At 73.6% G+C, this 19,317-nt stretch carries 19 protein-coding genes; 10 read left to right on the top strand and 9 right to left on the bottom strand.

What is annotated here, in order from left to right; genetic code table 11:
- Window positions 1-10 precede the first annotated feature (10 nt).
- The 5 genes from OOK31_RS12895 to hutH all read left to right on the top strand — a co-directional run bounded on the left by OOK31_RS12895 (window position 11) and on the right by hutH (window position 6,028).
- The gene (locus OOK31_RS12895; protein ID WP_267012586.1) at window positions 11-874 is read left to right on the top strand and encodes a biotin--[acetyl-CoA-carboxylase] ligase; all 864 of its coding nucleotides are present in this window, start codon (window positions 11-13) and stop codon (window positions 872-874) included.
- 309 nt (window positions 875-1,183) lie between these two features.
- Window positions 1,184-2,251 (top strand): adenylate/guanylate cyclase domain-containing protein, encoded by a 1,068-nt coding sequence (locus OOK31_RS12890; RefSeq protein WP_267012585.1) that lies wholly within the window; start codon window positions 1,184-1,186, stop codon window positions 2,249-2,251.
- 31 nt (window positions 2,252-2,282) lie between these two features.
- The gene (locus tag OOK31_RS12885; RefSeq protein WP_267012869.1) at window positions 2,283-3,086 is read left to right on the top strand and encodes an enoyl-CoA hydratase/isomerase family protein; all 804 of its coding nucleotides are present in this window, start codon (window positions 2,283-2,285) and stop codon (window positions 3,084-3,086) included.
- Window positions 3,087-3,172: 86 nt separating this feature from the next.
- Window positions 3,173-4,294, top strand: a complete 1,122-nt coding sequence (locus OOK31_RS12880; RefSeq protein ID WP_267012584.1) for a sensor domain-containing diguanylate cyclase — start codon at window positions 3,173-3,175, stop codon at window positions 4,292-4,294.
- A gap of 192 nt (window positions 4,295-4,486) precedes the next feature.
- Window positions 4,487-6,028: a histidine ammonia-lyase gene (hutH, locus tag OOK31_RS12875; RefSeq protein WP_267012868.1), complete on the top strand. Its 1,542-nt coding sequence runs from the start codon at window positions 4,487-4,489 to the stop codon at window positions 6,026-6,028.
- Window positions 6,029-6,082: 54 nt separating this feature from the next.
- Here the strand turns inward: hutH and OOK31_RS12870 are convergent, their stop codons facing one another.
- Window positions 6,083-6,424 (bottom strand): hypothetical protein, encoded by a 342-nt coding sequence (locus tag OOK31_RS12870; protein ID WP_267012583.1) that lies wholly within the window; start codon window positions 6,422-6,424, stop codon window positions 6,083-6,085.
- A gap of 164 nt (window positions 6,425-6,588) precedes the next feature.
- Between OOK31_RS12870 and OOK31_RS12865 the strand changes: the two genes are divergently transcribed.
- The 3 genes from OOK31_RS12865 (at window position 6,589) to OOK31_RS12855 (ending at window position 9,385) form a co-directional block, all read left to right on the top strand.
- The gene (locus OOK31_RS12865; RefSeq protein ID WP_267012582.1) at window positions 6,589-6,873 is read left to right on the top strand and encodes a hypothetical protein; all 285 of its coding nucleotides are present in this window, start codon (window positions 6,589-6,591) and stop codon (window positions 6,871-6,873) included.
- Window positions 6,874-7,017: 144 nt separating this feature from the next.
- Window positions 7,018-8,286, top strand: a complete 1,269-nt coding sequence (locus OOK31_RS12860; RefSeq protein ID WP_267012581.1) for an Ig-like domain-containing protein — start codon at window positions 7,018-7,020, stop codon at window positions 8,284-8,286.
- A gap of 130 nt (window positions 8,287-8,416) precedes the next feature.
- Window positions 8,417-9,385, top strand: coding sequence for a GNAT family N-acetyltransferase (locus OOK31_RS12855; RefSeq protein ID WP_267012580.1), 969 nt, complete (start codon window positions 8,417-8,419; stop codon window positions 9,383-9,385).
- 19 nt (window positions 9,386-9,404) lie between these two features.
- On the opposite strand, the gene OOK31_RS12850 is transcribed toward OOK31_RS12855, so the two are convergent.
- A complete protein-coding gene (locus OOK31_RS12850) occupies window positions 9,405-10,316 on the bottom strand; it encodes a helix-turn-helix domain-containing protein (RefSeq protein ID WP_267012579.1) in 912 nt (303 codons plus the stop codon).
- 217 nt (window positions 10,317-10,533) lie between these two features.
- On the opposite strand from OOK31_RS12850, the gene OOK31_RS12845 reads away from it, so the two are divergent.
- Complete coding sequence (locus OOK31_RS12845; RefSeq protein ID WP_267012578.1) at window positions 10,534-11,583, top strand: NAD(P)-dependent alcohol dehydrogenase; 1,050 nt, start codon at window positions 10,534-10,536, stop codon at window positions 11,581-11,583.
- A gap of 61 nt (window positions 11,584-11,644) precedes the next feature.
- Here OOK31_RS12845 and OOK31_RS12840 read toward each other — a convergent pair whose 3' ends face one another.
- From OOK31_RS12840 to OOK31_RS12825, 4 genes are all read right to left on the bottom strand, one after another.
- A complete protein-coding gene (locus OOK31_RS12840; RefSeq protein ID WP_267012577.1) occupies window positions 11,645-12,709 on the bottom strand; it encodes a cobalamin-independent methionine synthase II family protein in 1,065 nt (354 codons plus the stop codon).
- Window positions 12,710-12,946: 237 nt separating this feature from the next.
- Complete coding sequence (locus OOK31_RS12835) at window positions 12,947-13,315, bottom strand: MerR family transcriptional regulator (protein WP_267012576.1); 369 nt, start codon at window positions 13,313-13,315, stop codon at window positions 12,947-12,949.
- A 12-nt stretch (window positions 13,316-13,327) separates the two neighbouring features.
- Window positions 13,328-14,098, bottom strand: a complete 771-nt coding sequence (locus OOK31_RS12830; protein ID WP_267012575.1) for an SDR family NAD(P)-dependent oxidoreductase — start codon at window positions 14,096-14,098, stop codon at window positions 13,328-13,330.
- 53 nt (window positions 14,099-14,151) lie between these two features.
- Window positions 14,152-15,015, bottom strand: a complete 864-nt coding sequence (locus tag OOK31_RS12825) for an MBL fold metallo-hydrolase (RefSeq protein WP_267012574.1) — start codon at window positions 15,013-15,015, stop codon at window positions 14,152-14,154.
- Between the two features lie 133 nt (window positions 15,016-15,148).
- Here OOK31_RS12825 and OOK31_RS12820 point away from each other — a divergent pair, with 133 nt between their 5' ends.
- Window positions 15,149-15,577 (top strand): MarR family winged helix-turn-helix transcriptional regulator, encoded by a 429-nt coding sequence (locus OOK31_RS12820; protein WP_267012573.1) that lies wholly within the window; start codon window positions 15,149-15,151, stop codon window positions 15,575-15,577.
- Window positions 15,578-15,787: 210 nt separating this feature from the next.
- Here OOK31_RS12820 and msrA read toward each other — a convergent pair whose 3' ends face one another.
- The 3 genes from msrA to OOK31_RS12805 form a co-directional block, all read right to left on the bottom strand.
- Entirely contained in the window at window positions 15,788-16,450 is a 663-nt protein-coding gene (gene msrA / locus OOK31_RS12815) for a peptide-methionine (S)-S-oxide reductase MsrA (RefSeq protein ID WP_267012572.1), read from the bottom strand.
- A 66-nt stretch (window positions 16,451-16,516) separates the two neighbouring features.
- Window positions 16,517-17,704, bottom strand: coding sequence for a hypothetical protein (locus tag OOK31_RS12810; protein ID WP_267012571.1), 1,188 nt, complete (start codon window positions 17,702-17,704; stop codon window positions 16,517-16,519).
- On the bottom strand, window positions 17,701-19,299 hold the full coding sequence (locus tag OOK31_RS12805; protein ID WP_267012570.1) for a M48 family metalloprotease: 1,599 nt from the start codon (window positions 19,297-19,299) through the stop codon (window positions 17,701-17,703). The genes OOK31_RS12810 and OOK31_RS12805 overlap by 4 nt, the downstream gene beginning before the upstream one ends.
- Between the last annotated feature and the right edge of the window lie 18 nt (window positions 19,300-19,317).

The raw sequence follows: 19,317 nt of genomic DNA, 5'->3' as shown, positions 1-19,317 counted from the left end.
GAATCCGATCATGCCATCAGATGCAGCAGCCGGAGCCTCAGCAGGACGCTGGTCGAGCCTGGACCGGCCTCCCCTCAATGCCGCGGGCCTGCGGCGGGCCCTCGTCGTCGAGGGCGGGCTGTGGACCTCCCTGGAGGTGGTCCCCGCCACCGGCTCCACCAACACCGATCTCGCGGCGCGGGCCGCGACGCTGCCCGAGGGGGCCGTGCTCGTCGCCGAGGAGCAGACCGCCGGACGCGGGCGCCTCGACCGGACCTGGACGGCGCCGGCCCGGTCCGGGCTGTTCTTCTCCGTACTCCTCAAGCCGGGCGCGGGCGTCCCGCAGGAGCGGTGGGGGTGGCTGACCCTGCTGGCGGGGGTGGCCGCGACGTCCGGGCTGTCGCGGGCGGCGGGCGTGGACACGCTGCTCAAATGGCCCAACGACCTGCTGGTCGGGGTCGAGGGCGAGGAGCGCAAGACCGGCGGCATCCTCGCGGAGCGGGTCGCCGACGGGATCGTGCTCGGGATCGGGCTCAACGTCACCCTCACCGAGGACGAGCTGCCCGTACCGGCCGCCGGGTCGCTGCTGCTGGCGAAGGCCTCCGTCACGGACAGGGAACCGCTGCTCAAGGCGGTGCTGCGGTCGCTGGAGGAGTGGTACGGGAGGTGGCGCGACGCGGGCGGGGACCCGGCCGAGAGCGGGCTCCAGGAGGCGTACGCGGCGAGCTGCGCGACGCTCGGCCGGCACGTCCGCGCGGAGCTGCCGGGAGGGCGGGCACTCACCGGGACGGCCGAAGCGGTGGACGCGGACGGGAGGCTGGTGATCCGGTCCGTGGAGGGCGAGCGGGAGTCGGTGGGGGCGGGGGACGTGGTGCACCTGAGGGGGGTGCACTGACCTTTGCCCTTGCCCTGGCCGGGCGGTGGACGGTGACGTCCGCTGCCCGGTGCGGCGCCGTTGCCGGGGGCCAGCCCCCGGACCCCCGCGCCTCAAACGTCGGCGGGGCTGGATTGGGGGGAGTGAGCTACGGCACACCTGCCGTATGGTTTAGGCGATCGCGGTCCCGCGGTGATCACCCGGTTCGGAAGTGCGTACGGAATGGACAGGAGGCGGCCCTTGACCGTCGACGACTCTACGTCCAGCCCGTCCGGGTCCGGCTCCGTGAGCGGGCCCGGTACCCCGATCGGGCGGGATCAGCACACGCCCATGCACGAGGTCGACCACACGGCGCAGCCGACGGCGGATCCCCTCGCCATCCGGCTGGAGCAGCTGATCCTGGGCGCCGAGCGGCGGTACACGCCGTTCCAGGCGGCCCGGAGTGCCGGGGTGTCGATGGAGCTGGCCTCGCGGTTCTGGCGGGCCATGGGCTTCGCGGACATCGGGCAGGCCAAGGCCCTGACCGAGGCGGACGTGCTGGCGCTGCGGCGGCTGGCGGGTCTGGTGGAGGCGGGGCTGCTGAGCGAGCCGATGGCGGTGCAGGTGGCGCGGTCCACGGGGCAGACCACCGCCCGCTTGGCGGAATGGCAGATCGATTCCTTCCTGGAGGGGCTGACGGAGCCCCCGGAGCCGGGGATGACCCGTACGGAGGTCACGTACCCGCTGGTCGAGCTGCTGCTGCCGGAGCTGGAGGAGTTCCTCGTCTACGTGTGGCGCCGCCAGCTGGCGGCGGCGACCGGGCGGGTGGTGCAGGTGGCGGACGACGAGGAGATGGTCGACCGGCGTCTCGCGGTGGGCTTCGCGGACCTGGTGGGCTTCACCCGTCTGACGCGGCGGCTGGAGGAGGAGGAGCTCGGCGAGCTCGTCGAGGCCTTCGAGACGACGGCGGCGGACCTGGTGGCCGCGCACGGCGGCCGGCTGATCAAGACGCTCGGCGACGAGGTCCTCTACTGCGCGGACGACGCGGCGACGGCGGCGGAGATCGCGCTGCGCCTGATCGAGACGATGGAGGCCGATCCCCAGATGCCGGAGCTGCGGGTGGGCATCGCCTTCGGGACGGTGACGACCCGGATGGGCGACGTGTTCGGGACGACCGTGAACCTGGCCAGCCGGCTGACGTCGATAGCGCCGAAGGACGCGGTGCTGGTGGACGGGGCGATGGCGCAGGAGCTGGGCCGGACCGGGGCCGCTCCGGTCTCGGAGAAGGAGGCCGAGTCCGAGGAGGGCGGCGGCTCGTACCGTTTCGCGCTCCAGCCGATGTGGCAGCGGCCGGTGCGCGGTCTGGGTGTCGTGGAGCCCTGGTCGCTGACGCGCAGGAAGCCTAAGATCCCGGCGTAACGTTCGTTAACCGGGAGGGTGTGGCGTGGCTGTGGACGAGATCCGGTTCGGGGAGTTCGTCGTGGTGCGGCGCCACGGCGAGGGCGGTGTGGTCGCCGAGCTGGTGCTGGACCGGCCGAAGGCGATGAACGCCGTGTCGACGGAGATGGCGCGGTCCGTGGGCGCCGCCTGCGCGGCGCTGGCCGCCGACGCCTCGGTGCGGGCCGTGGTGCTGTCCTCCTCCGCCGAGCGGGCGTTCTGCGTCGGCGCGGACCTCAAGGAGCGGAACTCGCTGTCGGACGCCGAGCTGGTGCGCCAGCGGCCGACCACCCGGGGGGCGTACGGCGGCGTGCTGGACCTGCCCATGCCGACGGTCGCCGCGGTGCACGGCTTCGCGCTGGGCGGTGGCTTCGAGCTGGCGCTGTCCTGCGACGTGATCGTGGCCGACGAGACGGCGGTCGTGGGGCTGCCCGAGGTGTCGGTCGGGGTGATCCCCGGCGGCGGCGGTACGCAGCTGCTGCCGCGCCGGGTCGGTGCGGCCCGGGCGGCCGAGCTGATCTTCACGGCGCGCCGGGTGGAGGCGGCCGAGGCGCTGTCCCTGGGGCTGGTGGACTCGGTGGCTCCGGCGGGCGAGGCCCGTACGCAGGCCCTGGAGCTGGCGGCGGCGATGGCGGCGAACTCCCCGGTCGGGCTGCGGGCGGCCAAGCGGGCGCTGCGGCTGGGGCACGGGATGGACCTGGCGGCCGGGCTGGAGATCGAGGACGCGGCCTGGCGGACGGTGGCCTTCTCGGGGGACCGGGCCGAGGGTGTGGCGGCGTTCAACGAGAAGCGTCGGCCGAACTGGCCCGGGGAGTAGGCGTCCGATTACTTGGTGTGATCTTGGTGTCGCCGAAAGTCGCGCCGATTGTCACTAAATCGGACAAAACTCCCTAACCTGGGGTGATGGGAGTTGACGGACGGCTTCGGGCCGTCGTGGGCCTCGCGCAGGCCATGGCGGCGGCGTGCGCGCCGCGGGACAGTGTCCGGGCGGCCGCGCGCGGTGCGCGGGTGGCGATGGACGGGTCGTTCGCCGCGATCTCCGCCTGGGAGCGTGAGCGGGGGCGGCTGCGGGTCCTCGTGAACGAGGGCGAGCGGCGGGCCGGGGAGGAGGAGTTCCCCGAGGACGAGTCCTACCCCGTGCACGACTTCCCCGAGATCACCGAGTTCCTCCACGAGCGCTGGGCCGGCGGCGGCGGGCCCCACGCCTGGGTGGAGAGCGCCGTCGGCGACCGGCCCGGCCGCCGTGGCGAGGCCCTGCGCCGGCGCGGGCGCGGCACCTGCGTGGTCGCGCCGATCGTGCTGAGCGGGCGCGCCTGGGGCGAGCTGTACGTGGCCCGGGACGAGGGAATGGCCGACTTCGACGAGGACGACGCCGAGTTCGCCACCGTCCTGGCCGCCGTCATCGCGGCCGGGCTCGCGCAGAACGAGCGGCTGGAGGAGGCCCGGCGGCTCGCCTTCACCGACCCGCTGACCGGACTGGCCAACCGGCGGGCCGTGGACATGCGGCTCGACGAGGCCCTGGAGGAGCACCGGCGGACCGGGGCGGTGGTCAGCCTGGTCGTCTGTGACCTGAACGGCCTCAAGAAGGTCAACGACACCCTGGGCCACGCCACCGGCGACCGGCTGCTGGAACGGTTCGGGTCGGTGCTGAGCCTGTGCGGGGCCATGCTGCCGGGGGCGCTGGTGGCGCGCCTCGGCGGGGACGAGTTCTGCCTGGTCAGCGTCGGGGCGACCGCCGACGAGGTGGTGCGGGTGACCGAGGAGGTGTGCGTACGGGCCGCCGAGCTGGAGCTCGGGGACGGGGTGGCGTGCGGGGTCGCCTCGACCGGGGACCCGATCGGGCCGGTCAAGTCCTCCCGGCGGCTGTTCCGGCTGGCCGACGCGGCGCAGTACAAGGCCAAGGCGGCGCGGTCGCCGAAGCCGGTGGTGGCCGGGCGGGACACGGCGGTGGTGCGGCTGGCCGACGCGGCCGCTGCTGCCGCGGAGGTGGAGGGGGAGCGGCGGCGGTTCCGGGGGCGGTCGTAGGTGCGGGTCCGTTGCCGGGGGCTCTGCCCCCGGACCCCCGCGCCTCAAACGCCGGCGAGGCTGGAGCTGGCCGACGGGGTTGGATCTGGCTGGATCTTGCCGCTCCGCCGTAAGGGGTACGCGGGCTGCTTGATCGTGACAGTTCGGCTAGTGACATGAAGGGATTCAGTCCGTAGGGTGCTGAATATGGATATGCACACTGTCGTGGTGGGGACGTCCGGGACCACCGCCGAGGACGTCATCGCCGTCGCCCGCGGCAACGCGCGGGTCGAGCTGTCCGCCGAGGCGCTGGAAGCCCTCGGCCGCGCTCGTGAGATCGTCGACGCGCTCGCCGCCAAGCCCGAGCCCGTCTACGGGGTCTCCACCGGTTTCGGCGCCCTCGCCTCCCGGCACATCAGCCCCGAGCTGCGCGCGCAGCTCCAGCGCAACATCGTCCGTTCGCACGCCGCCGGCATGGGCCCGCGCGTCGAGCGGGAGGTCGTGCGCGCCCTGATGTTCCTGCGCCTGAAGACGGTGGCCTCCGGGCACACCGGGGTGCGCCCCTCCGTCGCCCAGACCATGGCGGACGTGCTGAACGCCGGGATCACCCCCGTCGTCCACGAGTACGGCTCCCTCGGCTGCTCCGGCGACCTCGCGCCGCTCTCCCACTGCGCCCTCGCGCTGATGGGCGAGGGTGACGCCGAGGGCCCGGACGGAACCGTCCGCCCCGCCGGCGAGCTGCTCGCCGAGCACGGCATCGAGCCCGTCGAGCTCCGCGAGAAGGAGGGCCTCGCCCTCCTCAACGGCACCGACGGCATGCTCGGCATGCTGGTCATGGCCCTCGCCGACCTCGGCAAGCTGTACACCTCCGCCGACATCACCGCCGCCCTCACCCTGGAGGCGCTGCTCGGCACCGAGAAGGTCCTCCAGCCCGAGCTGCACGCCATCCGCCCGCACCCCGGCCAGGGCGCCTCCGCCGCCAACATGGCCGCCGTGCTGAAGGGGTCCGGGCTCACCGGGCACTTCCAGGAGGAGTCCGCCCCGCGCGTGCAGGACGCCTACTCCGTGCGCTGCGCCCCGCAGGTCGCCGGCGCGGGCCGCGACACCATGGCGCACGCCGCCCTGGTGGCCTCCCGCGAGCTGGCCGCCGCCGTCGACAACCCGGTGGTGCTGCCCGACGGGCGCGTCGAGTCCAACGGCAACTTCCACGGCGCGCCCGTCGCGTACGTCCTGGACTTCCTGGCCATCGCCGCCGCCGACCTCGGTTCGATCGCCGAGCGGCGCACCGACCGCCTGCTCGACAAGAACCGCTCGCACGGCCTGCCGCCGTTCCTCGCGGACGACGCCGGCGTGGACTCCGGCCTGATGATCGCCCAGTACACGCAGGCCGCCCTGGTCAGCGAGATGAAGCGGCTCGCGGTCCCGGCCTCCGCCGACTCGATCCCCTCCTCCGCCATGCAGGAGGACCACGTCTCCATGGGCTGGTCGGCGGCGCGCAAGCTGCGTACCGCGATCGACAACCTGACGCGGATCATCGCGATCGAGATGTACGCGGCCACCCGGGCCATCGAGCTGCGCCACGGGCTCACCCCGGCCCCGGCCAGCCAGGCCGCCATCGCGGCGGCGCGGGCGGCGGGTGTCGAGGGTCCTGGGCCGGATCGTTTCCTCGCCCCTGACCTGGCCGCAGCCGACGCGTTCGTGCGCGCGGGCGGGCTGGTCGCGGCGGTGGAGCCGGTGACGGGTCCCCTCGCCTGACGCGTCGGATCATCGAAGGGCCGCACCCCGTCGGGGTGCGGCCCTTCGTCGCGTCTACAGGGCGCGGGAGCGGCGTACGGAGAAGGTGACGAAGCCGGCCCCCAGGCCCAGGCACAGGGTGCCGCCCAGGACGTAGGGGGTGGTGTCGACGCTGCCGGTGTCGGCGAGCGTGAGGGTGGCGACGGGATCGCCGCCCGCGGCGGCGCCGTTCCCGTCGCCGGCGTCGATGACGGTGCCCGTGCGGGCGGCGTCGGGGCCGGTGTTGGCGGCGCCGGGCGCGGCGGAGGCGCCCTGCGCGTCCTGCGGCGCGGTGGCGTTCGCCGAGGGGACGAACCACAGGGCGGCGAGGAGGGTGGTCGCTCCGAGAGCGGTGAGCAGCGGTCGGCGTGCGGGCACGGTGCGATCCCCCTTGCGGAAGCAGCGAATTGGCCGTGTGCGCAGATGCTAGTGAAAGGGGCGGGTCGTGGGAAAGTCGAGGCTGTCGCGGGCTTACTCTCCGTCGTATGAACCCTTCTGACACCTCACGATACGTCCGGCTTCGGGTGGATTTGGTCCTCGAAGTGACCGACGCCGACGCGCTCACCGGGGCCGCTCTCGCCCATATCAAGGCCGACGAGTTCATGCCGGACGAGGAGCGCGGGCACGCCGAGGCGGCGGTCCGGGAGGACGAATCGGAGGCCCTGGCCTACCTGGTGGACCCCACGGACCTGGTCGTGGAGCTGCCCGGGGTGGAGCTCGCACAGGCCTCCTGGAGCAGCGAACCCGTCGAATACGACCCCGAGTCCTTGGAGTGGGACATCGACGAGGAAGATGGTGCCTTCGAAGAAGAGGCCGACAACGCCTGACCGTGGGGTTGCACACATTCGAACGGAATGTGGAACCGTTCCGCGTCGTTAACGCGTTGTCAGGACGAGCAGGGGGTGATCCCCCCTGCCCGGCCCGATCCCGGGAATGCAGCCTCGGGGTTTCCGGCAACGATGGAGTGACGTGTGAGGACGTACAGCAAGCGGCGGCGAAGGTCCCTGGTGGCCGCGTCCGCCGTGCTCGGCGGCGTACTGATGCTTTCGGCCTGCAATGACGGCGGGGGTGCCGAAAAGTCGCAGGGGAACAGCTCGGAGACGGGCAAGTCGCAGGCGGACGTGGACGCCGCGGCGGCCAAGGACGCTTCCAAGGCCCGAATAGCGATCGCGCCCAAGGACGGTTCCACCAACGTCGCCCTGAACGACGGGGCGAACGTCACCGTCAGCGACGGGACGCTGACCAAGGTCGAGCTGAAGAGCACCGAGGGCGGCGCGGTGGTGGCGGGCAAGATCGCCGCCGACGGCAAGAGCTGGAAGCCGGACACCGCCCTGAAGCGCTCGACCAAGTACGCGCTGGCGGCGACCGCGAAGGACGAGGCCGGGCGCGAGGCGCACGAGAACGCCTCCTTCACCACCCTCTCCCCGGAGAACAGCTTCGTCGGCTCGTTCGTCCCGGAGGAGGGCGAGACGGTCGGCGTGGGCATGCCGGTCTCGATCACCTTCAACAAGCCGATCAAGGACCAGAAGGCCGTCCAGGCGGCCATCAGCGTCACCTCCAGCAGCGGCCAGGAAGTCGTCGGCCACTGGTTCGGCAACCAGCGCCTGGACTTCCGTCCGGAGCAGTACTGGCAGGCGAACTCCACGATCACCCTGAAGCTGGCGCTCCAGGGCGTGCAGGGCGCCCCGGGCATCCAGGGCGCGCAGAACAAGACCGTCACCTTCAAGGTCGGCCGGAGCCAGGTCTCCACCGTCGACGTGAAGGCGAAGACGATGACGGTCACCCGTGACGGGCAGGTCCTCAAGACCATCCCGATCTCCGCCGGTTCTCCCGAGAACCCCACGTACAACGGCCAGATGGTGATCTCCGAGAAGTTCAAGGAGACCCGGATGGACGGTTCCACCGTGGGCTTCAAGAACAGTGAGGGCAAGGGCGAGTACGACATCAAGGACGTCCCGCACGCGATGCGGCTGTCCACGTCCGGCACCTTCATCCACGGCAACTACTGGGGATCGGACTCGATCTTCGGCAAGGTCAACACCAGCCACGGCTGCGTGGGCCTGAACGACGCCAAGGGTGCCAACGACCCCGACCAGCCCGGCGCCTGGTTCTTCGACAACACGCTCATCGGCGACGTGGTCACCGTGGTGAACTCCCCGGACAAGACCATCAAGCCCGACAACGGCCTCAACGGCTGGAACATGAGCTGGGCGGAGTGGAAGGCCGGCCCGTCCGCCTGAGGCTGACGGACATGTGCTGACGGACATGCGCTGACCGGCACGCGCGACGGACATGCGGCGGGGAGCCCCCGAAAAAGGGGCTCCCCGCCGTTCGTTGCGTCCGGGCCGACCCGCGCCTAGGGTCCCGTCCATGACGATGATCAAGAGCCTGTCCGTGCCCCCGACCGAGGCCGAGATCGACGCCTGGTGGGCCGTGCAGGTCGCCGCCCACGCCGCCGACGCCGCCGCCCTGCCCGGGCTGCCGGCCCCCGCCCGGGTGGAGTGCGCCGGACGGCTCACCGTCCCGCCCGTCCGCGGCCGCCTCGCGCACTGGGCCGCCCAGGACGGCGAGGGGCAGGCCGCGCTGTTGCTCTTCACCGAAGCCGGCAACACCGGCACGGCGTTCCTGGAGGAGCTGACCGTACGCCCCGACGCGCGCCGCCGCGGCGTCGGCACGGCCCTGTGGCGGCGGGTCCGCGAGGAGCTGCTCGCGCAGGGCCGGACCTCGGTGGCCACCGTTGCCGACCTCGACAGCCCCGGGCAGGCCTTCGCGGAGTCCCTCGGCTTCACCGACGTCCTGCGGATGGCCTGGTACGTCCAGGAGCTGCCCGGGGCCGCCCCGGAGGTCCCGGACACCCCCGGGTACGAGCTGATCACCTGGCACGGCCCCGTCCCCGAGGAGTGGGCCCCGGCGGCCGCGGCGGCCCACGGGGCGATGGAGGACGCGCCGAGCGGCGACAGCGACGAGCAGTTCACCCCCTGGACAGGGGAGCGGGTCCGCGCGGTGCAGCAGCTGGTCGTGGACCGGGGCGGGGAGCTCACCACCGTCGCCGCGCTCACCCCCGCCGGGGAGGTCGCGGCGTACACGGTGCTGGTGCTGCCGGACCCGGCGGGCAGCCGCGCGCTCCAGTACGACACGGTCGTCGTACCCGCCCACCGGGGCCACGGCCTGGGCCGCGCCGTCAAACTGCGCATGCTCGCCGAGGCCGCCGCCCGCCACCCCGCGCTGCGCCGGATCGGCACCACGGTCGCCGACGAGAACGCCCCGATGCGCGCCGTGAACGAAGCCCTCGGCTACCGGCGCGAACGCGGCGCGGCCGTCTTCCAGCTGAAGCTCTGAACCGGCCCGGGGCCCAGGCTCAGGCGGGCTCCCCGGCGGGCCCCCGGGCGGCCGCCCGGGACTGCTGCGGTCCGGGCGTCGGCGGGGCCGCCGACCACGACGACAGCATCCGCAGCGCGTCCGCCGAGGGGGAACCCGGCTCGGCGTGGAAGGTGACCAGGGACTGCGCCGGGTCGTCGGGCAGCGCCAGCGTCTCGAAGGACAGCGCCAGCCGCCCGACCAGCGGGTGCCGCAGCTGCTTCACCCCGTACGTCTTCCTGTCCGCGACCGTGTGCGCCGCCCACAGCCGGCGGAACTCCTCGCTCTTCACCGACAGCTCGCCGACCAGCGCCGACAGCTGCTCGTCGTCCGGGTGCCGGCCCGCGTACAGGCGCAGGTTGCTGACCACCTCGCACGCCCGGCACTCCCACTCCGCGTACAGCTCGGCGGTCGCCGGGTCCAGGAACACCAACCGGACCAGGTTCCGCTCCGCCGGCGGCAGCGCGCCGAAGTCCCCGAACACGGCCGCGGCGAGCGGGTTCCAGCCGATGACGTCCTGCCGCCGCCCCACCAGGTACGCCGGTACGTCGCCCATCGCCTCCAGCAGCGTGCGCAGCTGCGGGCGGACCTGCTCCGGGCGCCGGGTGCCGCCGCGGCGGCGGGTGCGCGGGCTCGCCAGGCGGGCCAGGTGCGCGGACTCCGTGTCGTCCAGGCGCAGCGCCCGCGCGATGGCGTCGAGGACCTCCGCCGACACGTTCTGCCCGTGCCCCTGTTCCAGGCGGGTGTAGTACGCCACCGACACCCCGGCCAGCTGCGCCAGCTCCTCCCGGCGCAGGCCGGGTACCCGGCGGTGGCGCCCGTAGTCGGGCAGGCCCACGTCCTCGGGGCGCAGCCGGGCGCGCCGGGTGCGCAGGAACTCGCCGAGCTCGGCTCGCTGATCAAGCTGGTCCATGGGGCCAGTATCCCCGGGCGGGCCCCTCGGGCGGGGGCCTGAGCCTGACCCTCCCAGTGGTAGGTCCGGCGGTCCTAGGAACGACAGGGGCCTGGGTGACCCGCGCGGATCACGGCATCGTGGGCTCCGTCGCACCAGCTGCACAGCAGAACGGACGCCGGGGCCCACGAGGCCGCGAGGCCGCAAGGCCGGCGTCCTCGTCGGAGGAGAGCACCCCATGTCCGTCATCACCCAGGCCGCCGCGTACGCCGCCCCCGCCCCCAAGGCCCCGCTGGAGCGGGTCATGATTCCGCGCCGCCCGGTCGGCGAGCACGACGTCCTCATCGAGATCAAGTACGCCGGCATCTGCCACTCCGACATCCACCAGGCCCGCGAGGGCTGGGGCGAGGCCATCTTCCCGATGGTCCCGGGCCACGAGATCGCCGGTGTCGTCGCCGAGACCGGGCCGGGCGTCACCCGGTTCGCGGTCGGGGACCGGGTGGGCGTCGGCTGCCTGGTCGACTCCTGCCGCACCTGTGAGCAGTGCCTGGCCGGCCAGGAGCAGTTCTGCGTCCAGGGCGCGACCGGCACGTACAACGCGTACGACAGGAACGGCGAGCCCACCTACGGCGGTTACTCCACCCACGTCGTCGTCGACGAGAACTACACCGTCCGCATCCCCGACGCCCTGGCCCTGGACGTCGCCGCGCCGCTGCTGTGCGCCGGCATCACCCTGTACTCGCCGCTGCGGCACTGGCAGGCGGGCCCCGGCAAGAAGGTCGCGGTCGTCGGCCTCGGCGGCCTCGGCCACGTGGGTGTCAAGATCGCCCACGCGCTCGGCGCGGAGGTCACCGTCCTGTCGCAGACCCTGCGCAAGCGGGAGGACGGCCTGAAGCTGGGCGCCGACCACTACTACGCCACGAACGACGAGCGCACCTTCGAGGAGCTCGCCGGCCGCTTCGACCTGATCCTGTCCACCGTCTCGGCGCCGATCGGCCTCGACCGGTACCTGGGCCTGCTGAAGGTCGACGGCGCGCTCGTGAACGTCGGCGCCCCCGAGGAGCCGGTCTCCCTGAACCTGTTCTCCGTCATCACCGGCCGCAGGACCCTCGCCGGCTCGATGATCGGCGGGATCGCCGAGACCCAGGAGATGCTCGACTTCTGCGCCGCGCACGGCCTGGGCTCGGAGATCGAGCTGATCGACGCCGCCCAGGTCAACGAGGCCTACGAGCGGGTCCTGGCCGGTGACGTCCGCTACCGGTTCGTCATCGACGCCTCGACCATCTGAGAGGCCCCCTCCAGGGCCGCGGGGGACCGGCCCCGCCCGGGAAGGGCGGGGCCGGGGCGGATCACAGGCCCAGGGCCTCGGAGGCCAGGGCGGTGCCCCGGACGCGGGCTTCGATCTTGGCGAAGGCCACCTCGCGCGAGGTGGAGGTGTCGTCCGCGAACGGTGAGAAGCCGCAGTCGTCACAGGTGCCCAGCTGCGCGACCGGGATGTGCCGGGCAGCGGCCAGCACGCGGTCGCGTACCTGCTCCGGCGTCTCGACCACCGGATCGACCGGGTCGGTCACCCCGACGAACACCCGCGCGCCGGGCGGAAGGTGGTCGGCGATGATGCGCAGCACCCGCTCCGGGTCCGCCTCGCCGGCCAGCTGGACGTAGAAGTTCCCGACCTTCAGCGCGAACAGCTTCGGCAGCAGCTGCGCGTAGTCGACGTCCGCGCTGTGCGTGGAGTCCTGGTCGCCGCCCGGGCAGGTGTGCACGCCCAGACGGGCGCGCTCCGCCTGCCCGAACCGGCCGAGCACCTCGTTGTTGAGGGCGACGAACTCGTCGAGGAGGCCGCCGCTGGGGTCGAGCTTGAGGGACAGGCGGCCCTCGGTGAAGTCCAGCTGCACCACGTGGGCGCCGGCCTCCAGGCACCGCCGGATGTCGGCCTCGGCCCCGTCGCGGAGGTCGCGCAGGAACTCCTCGCGCGGGTAGCCCTCGATGCCGTCGGCCGGGTACAGCAGGCTCAGGGCGGACGGGGCGATGACCGCCTGCTTGACCGGCATGTCGGTGTGACGGCGGGCGCTGCGCAGGTAGGAGTCCGCGTGGACCCCGTAGCGGAAGGGGCCGGCCGTCAGCCGGGGCAGCTGGCGGGTGTGCCCGTCGGCGAAGGGGATCACGGCGCCGTCGGGGGCGAGGGCGGTCAGGCCCGCGAGGGGATAGGTGACGAAGCTCGGCTTGGCCTGCTCGCCGTCGACCAGGACGGGGGAGCCCAGCCGCTCCAGCCGCTCCAGGGTCTCGGCCGTCGCCTGCTCCTGCAACTTCGTCAACTCGTCTGTGGCCAGGCGTCCTTCGGCGTGGTCGGCGAGGGCGGCCTGCAGGGCGGGCGGTCGGGGAATGCTGCCGATCGCCTCGGTGGGGATGCTCATGGCCGGACCCTAGGAGCCTTCGCCGGGCCCCGGCAAGGAGCACTGGCCCCGGCCGGCCGGCCGCCGTCGCCCCGGCCGGCCCGAACCGCGCCCACCGCCTGAGCGGCACCGCAGGTCACCGCCCTGGCACGGACAGCTCTGGCCAGGGGTTTTGGGGTCGAGCGGGAGGTGCGGACCGCGAACGATTTTGGCAGGTCGGCCGGTTCGGTTTCGCCCGGGGGACCCGGCCCCGGACGGTCAGGTCCGCATGTCTGTGCGCTGACCGGCCCCCTCCAGGGCCGCGCGGAGCCGGTCGCGGGCCGCAGTCTGCGCGGCGACCCGGGCCTCCAGGACGGCGAGCCGCCGCCGGGCCACCTCCAGCGCCCCCGGGGAGGGCGGCCCGGCGGCCACGTCCCCGTCCAGGCACGGCAGGAACACCGCCACGTCCGCGAGGGTGAGCCCGGCGTCGAGGAGCGTGCGGATGTTCCCGACGCGGGTGGCGGCCCCGTCCTCGTAGACGCGGTAGCCGTTCGCGGCCCGCGACGAGGAGATCAGCCCGGACTGCTCGTAGTGGCGCAGCGCGCGGACGGTGGTCCCGGTGGCCTGGGCCAGTTCGCCGATCAGCATGACCCCATGCTGTCAGGCCACCGACGCGCCCCCGTCGGCGTACAGCACCACCCCCGTCAGGAACGAGGCCCGCGCGTCCGCGAGCCGGCACACCGCCCAGGCGATCTCCTCGGGCGTCCCCAGGCGCCCCAGCGGGGTCCGGGCCACCTGCCAGGCCCGCACCTCGGCCTGCCGCTCGGGGCTCAGCCCCTGGTGTTCGCCGATCGGGGTCTCCACCGCGCCGGGCGCCACCGCCGCGACCCGGACCCCGCGCGGGGCCAGCTCCACCGCCCAGCTGCGGGTGAGGCAGTCCAGGGCGGCCTTGGACGCGGCGTACACGGAGCTGCCCGGCCAGCCGCGCTGCGCCACGGCGGTGCTGATGTTCACGACGACCCCGCCCCCGGCGGCCTCCAGGGCGGGCAGGGCGGCCTGGGTGAGCAGCACCGGCGCCACCAGGTTGGTGGCCAGCTGCGCGGAGACGTCCTCGGCGGTCAGGGAGCCGAGGGGGCCGCCGCGGACGATCCCGGCGTTGTTCACGAGGACGTCGATCCGGCCGTGGGTCTCCAGCACCCGCGCGACGATCCGTTCGGGCCCGCCCGGGGCGCTCACGTCGTCCGGGAGCGGGTGGATCGCGCCCGCGTGGCCGGCCGCCGTCTCTTCGAGCGGGCCGGGCCGGCGTCCTACGACGACCACCCGGTCGCCGCCCTCCGCGAAGGCCCGGGCCGTGGCCCGGCCGATGCCGGTGCCGCCGCCGGTGACGAGGATGATCCGCTGTCCGCTCGCGCTGCTGTGCGTGGTGTCCATGACCCCATCGGACAACCCTGCCGCCGGTGTCAGGGTCAAGCGGCACGGAGCTTTCAGGCGTCCAGGGGCTTCCAGGCCGGGCCGTCGCCGTCGTGGCGGACGTGCCCGAAGACGACGTCGGCGAAGTGGATGCCGAAGCCGATGGTGCCGGGCTCCGCCAGCTCGGCGACGAGGCGGCGGCGGTGGCCGGCGGTCGCGGCGAGGTCGTGGTCGAAGGCCGAGGACCAGTCGGGGCGGTCGATCTGGATCGGCGAGTGCACGGCGTCACCGAAGGCGATCAGGCGCCGTCCGCCGCCGGTGATGACGTACTCGGCGTGCCCGACGGTGTGGCCGGGGGTGATCCGCACGGTGACGCCGGGGAAGACCTCCTGCCCGTCCGTGACGGTCCGCACGCGCGGGGCGAGGGCCGCGACCCGCTCGACGATCTCCTGGCTCTCCAGGTCGTCGCGCCCGGCCCACTCCGGCTCGGCGACCAGGTACTCGGTGTGGGCGAACTCGGGCCGGAAGGCCCAGCCGAGGTGGTCGGAGTGCAGGTGGGTGAAGGCCACCGCCTCGATGTCCCGGGGCGTGCGGCCGAGTTCGGCCAGGCTCTGCGGGAGCGCGCCTCCGTGGATCACGCCGAGGGGGCCGTCGGGAGCCTCGTACGTCTGGGGGCCGAAGCCCGCGTCGATGAGCAGGGCGCGGCCGCCGTGCTCCACGAGGAGGGCGCCGACGCTCGCCACGAGGTGGCCGTTCGCGTCCAGGTACTCCGGGTGCGCGGCCCACACCTCGTCGGTGGTGTCCGGGAGCAGGGGCAGCGGGCGCAGGCGTACGTCGCCGTCCGGTACGTACGACACCTTCGTGTCGCCCAGCTGGATCGAGCGGATCCCCGAGGGGCGGTTCAGCCGGGTGTCCTGGTGTGCCGTCAACTCAGGCATGGGTTCTCCATTGTGATGGGTCGTCAGGCCGCTGCTGAGGGTGTCCCGGGGCGGCGACGCCAACCATAAGCATCAAGTTCGAATCATTCAAGCTGTAAATGTTTCGCCTTGATGGATTTGATAGGGTGGTGCCATGACGACGTCACCGGACCAGCAGGCCATCGCGGAGCGACAGCTGTGCGGTCTGGTGAACGGACTGGCCCAGCGCATCGCCGAGCACGTACGCGAACGCGCCGCCACCCTCGGCCTCACCGCCTCCCAGGCGACCGCGCTGCGCGAGATGACCGGGCCGATGACCATGCGGGACCTCGCCGAACGCATGAGCTGCGAACCCTCCAACACCACCTTCGTGGTCGACAAGCTGGAGAAGCAGGGCCTCGTCGAGCGCCACCCCCACCCCACGGACCGCCGCGCCAAGCACCTCGTCCTCACCCCCGAAGGCACCGCACTGCGCACCCGCCTGCTCGAACTCCTCGCGGTGGACTCCCCGCTGTCCGGCATCACCCAGGAGGAACAGCGCGTCCTCCACGGCCTCCTGGAACGGGCCGTCACCCCGGCCTGACGCGCGGGGGCGGTCCGGGGTCAGTTGCTGGCCGGGGGTGAACGCCAGCGAGCGCCGGAGGCTCGACGGCAGTGCGTTGCCGACCAGGACGGTATTGCCGAGGAGGCCCCGCGACTCCTTGCCATCGGCAGGCGGCGCCCCGGCGCCACGCAACGGCCCCGGCAGGGGCGCGGGCCTGCCGGGGCCGGGGTGGTCGTGCGTGGGGGGCCGCTACTGCGCCGGGGCCACGCCGATCGGGCAGGAGACGCCCGTGCCGCCGATGCCGCAGTAGCCCGCCGGGTTCTTGTCCAGGTACTGCTGGTGGTACGGCTCCGCCGGCCAGAAGGGGCGGTCCGTCGCCGGGAGGACGGCGGTGGTGATGTCGCCGTAGCCCGAGGCGGTCAGGTTGCGCTGGTAGGCCTCGCGGGAGGCTTCCGCCGTCGCCTGGTGGGCCGGGGAGTGGGTGTAGACCGCCGAGCGGTACTGGGTGCCGACGTCGTTGCCCTGGCGGAAGCCCTGGGTGGGGTCGTGGGACTCCCAGAAGAGCTTCAGGAGGGCGGCGTAGGAGACCTGCGCCGGGTCGAAGACCACGCGGACGACCTCGGTGTGGCCGGTCTGCCCCGAGCACACCTCCTCGTACGACGGGTTCTCGGTGAAGCCGCCCTGGTAGCCGGCCAGGGTGGTCCACACCCCGGGGGTCTGCCAGAACTTGCGCTCCGCGCCCCAGAAACAGCCCAGGCCGAAGTCGGCCACTTCGAGGTGCGCGGGGTAGGGGCCGGCCAGGGGGTTGCCGAGGACCGTGTGGCGCTCGGGCAGGGAGAACTGTGCCTGCGTGCGGCCCTTCAGGGCCTCCTCGCGGGTGGGGAGCTCGGGCGTGCGGCGGTACGAGAACATGGGGATTCCCTCCTTATACGGGAGACAACGGATGGGAGCGGGCCGGGATTCCCGGGATTCCCCGGATCAGGCCTCCGGTGTCGTCACGTCGATCGCCCAGTCGCGGGCGTACAGGTAGCGCCGGCGCGGCGAGGGGTCGTAGGACCACGGGACCGTGCCGATGTACCCGTCGACGTGCCGGAACTGCTCGACGGCGTCCGCGTCCCGGTCCTGCCAGAACAGCAGGTACGCCAGCATGTGCCGCATCCGCGCCAGGCCGGGGTGCCCGGGGCCGGCCTCCGCCAGGTCCTGGACGGCGGCGTCCACGGCGGCGGTGATCCCCGGCTCCTGGTACCAGGTCTCGGGCAGGAGGTCCCGCTCGTGCTGCTCCTGCTCGAAGTACGCGATCAGCGGCAGCAGGGACAGCAGGTCGCCCGGCGCACCGGCGGCCGCGGACTCGGCGGCGAAGGCGTGGGCCAGGGCGTGCGAGCCGCGCCACTTCTGGCACCAGTACTCCAGCGCGTTGGTGTGCGCGGAGAGCACCTTCGGGTCGCGGGCGGTGATCTGCTCCCACAGGGCGCGGTAGCGCTCGTGGGAGTAGCCCAGGCCGTGCCCGATGTGCTGTTCGACCATGTACGGGAGCGGGTCGGCCGGGTCGGCGAGGTGCTGGGCCTCGTGGGCGGCGCGCTGGGCGGTGTTCAGGAGTTCGCCGAAGAGCCGGAACTGTTCCTGGGTGGTGTACGAGGCCCGCTTGCGGCCGCGGACGTTCCACGCGACCCGTACGCCCGTCTCCGCGCCGACGACCGCCGCCACCGGGTCGGCGGGCCGGGCGGCGCGCCAGGCGAGCAGCCAGGCGTCGTCGTCCTCGGCGGCCAGGTCGGCGAGGGCGACGACCCGCTGCCAGCGCTCCTCCCACTCCTGTCCGGCGGCTTCGACGTAGGCCGCGCCGGCCTCCCAGTCGCCGGCGCGCAGGGCGTCGAGGACGGTCTGCCGCTCGGGCGTGCGCGGGGCCCACAGCGTGGTGTCGAGCTCCTCCTCGGGTACGAAGCCCAGCGCGACGGCCTTCGAGGCCTTCGAGGCCTTCGCCCGGGCCTCCAGGTCGGCGGTCTCGGCCTCCAGCTCGGCGGTGCGGGCGTTCAGCTCGGCGGTCTCGGCCATGGTGGCCTCGGCCCGGGCGTTGAGGGACTTCGCCACGGCGATGAGGAAGAAGCCGCGGCAGACGTAGAGGGCGCCGGCGAGCAGCAGGACGCCGAGGACGGCGAGGACGATCATCACGGGGCGAGGACCAGCTTTCGCAGGGGTTCGGTGTCGGGGGCGTCGTGGACGGCGGCGTCGAGGGCGGCCTCCAGCCGGTCCGCGAAGCCGTCGGAGGGCAGGCGCAGGGTGGCCGGGCCGGACCAGGACAGCTGCCAGCGGGCGGCGCCGCGCTGGGTGAGTTCGGCGGTGACCAGCAGCTCCAGGGCCGCGCGCAGGGCCGAGCGGGCGTACTCGCGGGCCGTGCGGCCGGTGGCCGCGGCGGCCTCCGCGGACTTCGGGAGCCGTTCGGCGAGCCGCCCGCGCAGCTGCGGGTCGGTGTCGAGGGCGGTGAGCAGGGCGGCCAGGTCGGGGCCCGCGCCCTCGGCGGCGACGGCCTCGCGGGCCCCGGCCGCGTCCTGGGCGGCGTAGCGGGTCAGGCTCGTGTGGACCAGGTCCGCCCAGTCCAGCCGCTCCAGGGCGAGGGCCTCGGGGCTGAGCGTGACGGGCTCCAGCGCGGCCATCGCCGCGTCCGCGTCGTGCAGCAGCGCCAGCGCCGGGCGGGGCGCGCGGGGGGCGCGGCCGTCGTCCGGGAGGGCTTCGATGCGGGCCACGCGCTCGGCGAGCGGGGGGTGGGAGTCGAAGGGGGTCACGGGCTTCGTGGGCAGTTCGGTGCGCAGCTCGTCCAGTTCCTCGCGGCGGGCGTCGAGGAGCAGGCGGAAGCCGCCGTGGAACTGGCCGGGCAGCGGCAGCAGCCCGGCGCGGACGCCGAGGGTGGCGTACGAGCCGAGGTAGAAGCCGTGCGCGGACTTGACGGCGGCCAGTTCGCGCAGCGCGGAGGCGGCGGAGTCGCGGCCGGCGACGCGTACGGAGGCCAGGTCGGCGGCGAGCTCCTGGCGGCGGTCCCCGGCGAGGGTGGCCCGCATGTAGAAGGCGCCGTAGAGCGTGTAGACGAAGGCCATGACGCGGTAGGTGAACCCCTCGCCCTCCGTGTCGACGGCCCTGGCCTTCTTGCCCTTGGCGATCCGCTTCGCCGCCCGCTTCTCCTGGCGGGCGCGCTCCTTGGCCTCTTTGCCGTCGGCCCGGGCGCGGAGGTGCTCGACGGTGCGCTCCAGGTGGTCCCTGCCGCGTGCGACGAGGGGGGTCAGGCGGGTGTCGAGATGGGCGTAGTGGCCCATCTCGTGGGCGAGGACGGCGCGCAGCTGGAACTCGTCGAGGCCCGCCATCAGGGGCAGGCCCAGGTAGAGGCGGCGGGTGCCGGGGAGCAGGCCCAGCAGCCGGGCGTCCTCGGCGACGGCCGCGTTGACCTCGTCGGTCAGCACGATCTCGTCGGGGGCGCGGGTGCCGACCTCGGCGGCGGTCTCGCGCACCGCCCGCCACAGGCCGGGCTCCTGGTCCTCGGTGGCGGGGACGCCGGGCAGCGGCTCCCGCGCGGGGGCGCGGAGCATGAACAGGCCGCGCACGATCGGGACGGCGAGGAGGAGCGTACCGAAGACGATCTTCGCGGCGACGGCGTGGTGCACCCAGCTCAGCACGGCCCAGTCGAAGAGGCCGAGGAGGGCGAGCAGGACGAGGCTCAGCAGGTAGAAGCCGCAGAGCAGGACGAGAGCGCGCAGTGCGCGAAGTGAAGCGCCCATCAGGACGGATCTCCCAGG

This window comes from Streptomyces sp. NBC_00249 (genome assembly GCF_026342355.1).
GTDB lineage: Bacteria > Actinomycetota > Actinomycetes > Streptomycetales > Streptomycetaceae > Streptomyces.
The sequence above is the reverse complement of the archived record's forward strand: the minus strand, read 5'-3'. Positions and strand labels throughout refer to the sequence as shown.

Coding starts and splice junctions, on each gene's coding strand:
- hutH (WP_267012868.1), top strand. CDS start 4,487: ATGCACACTGTCGTGGTGGGGACGTCCGGGACCACCGCCGAGGACGTC.
- OOK31_RS12845 (WP_267012578.1), top strand. CDS start 10,534: ATGTCCGTCATCACCCAGGCCGCCGCGTACGCCGCCCCCGCCCCCAAG.
- OOK31_RS12880 (WP_267012584.1), top strand. CDS start 3,173: ATGGGAGTTGACGGACGGCTTCGGGCCGTCGTGGGCCTCGCGCAGGCC.
- OOK31_RS12820 (WP_267012573.1), top strand. CDS start 15,149: ATGACGACGTCACCGGACCAGCAGGCCATCGCGGAGCGACAGCTGTGC.
- OOK31_RS12825 (WP_267012574.1), bottom strand. CDS start 15,015: ATGCCTGAGTTGACGGCACACCAGGACACCCGGCTGAACCGCCCCTCG.
- OOK31_RS12830 (WP_267012575.1), bottom strand. CDS start 14,098: ATGGACACCACGCACAGCAGCGCGAGCGGACAGCGGATCATCCTCGTC.
- OOK31_RS12805 (WP_267012570.1), bottom strand. CDS start 19,299: ATGGGCGCTTCACTTCGCGCACTGCGCGCTCTCGTCCTGCTCTGCGGC.
- OOK31_RS12840 (WP_267012577.1), bottom strand. CDS start 12,709: ATGAGCATCCCCACCGAGGCGATCGGCAGCATTCCCCGACCGCCCGCC.
- OOK31_RS12835 (WP_267012576.1), bottom strand. CDS start 13,315: ATGCTGATCGGCGAACTGGCCCAGGCCACCGGGACCACCGTCCGCGCG.
- OOK31_RS12895 (WP_267012586.1), top strand. CDS start 11: ATGCCATCAGATGCAGCAGCCGGAGCCTCAGCAGGACGCTGGTCGAGC.
- OOK31_RS12850 (WP_267012579.1), bottom strand. CDS start 10,316: ATGGACCAGCTTGATCAGCGAGCCGAGCTCGGCGAGTTCCTGCGCACC.
- OOK31_RS12890 (WP_267012585.1), top strand. CDS start 1,184: ATGCACGAGGTCGACCACACGGCGCAGCCGACGGCGGATCCCCTCGCC.
- OOK31_RS12855 (WP_267012580.1), top strand. CDS start 8,417: ATGACGATGATCAAGAGCCTGTCCGTGCCCCCGACCGAGGCCGAGATC.
- msrA (WP_267012572.1), bottom strand. CDS start 16,450: ATGTTCTCGTACCGCCGCACGCCCGAGCTCCCCACCCGCGAGGAGGCC.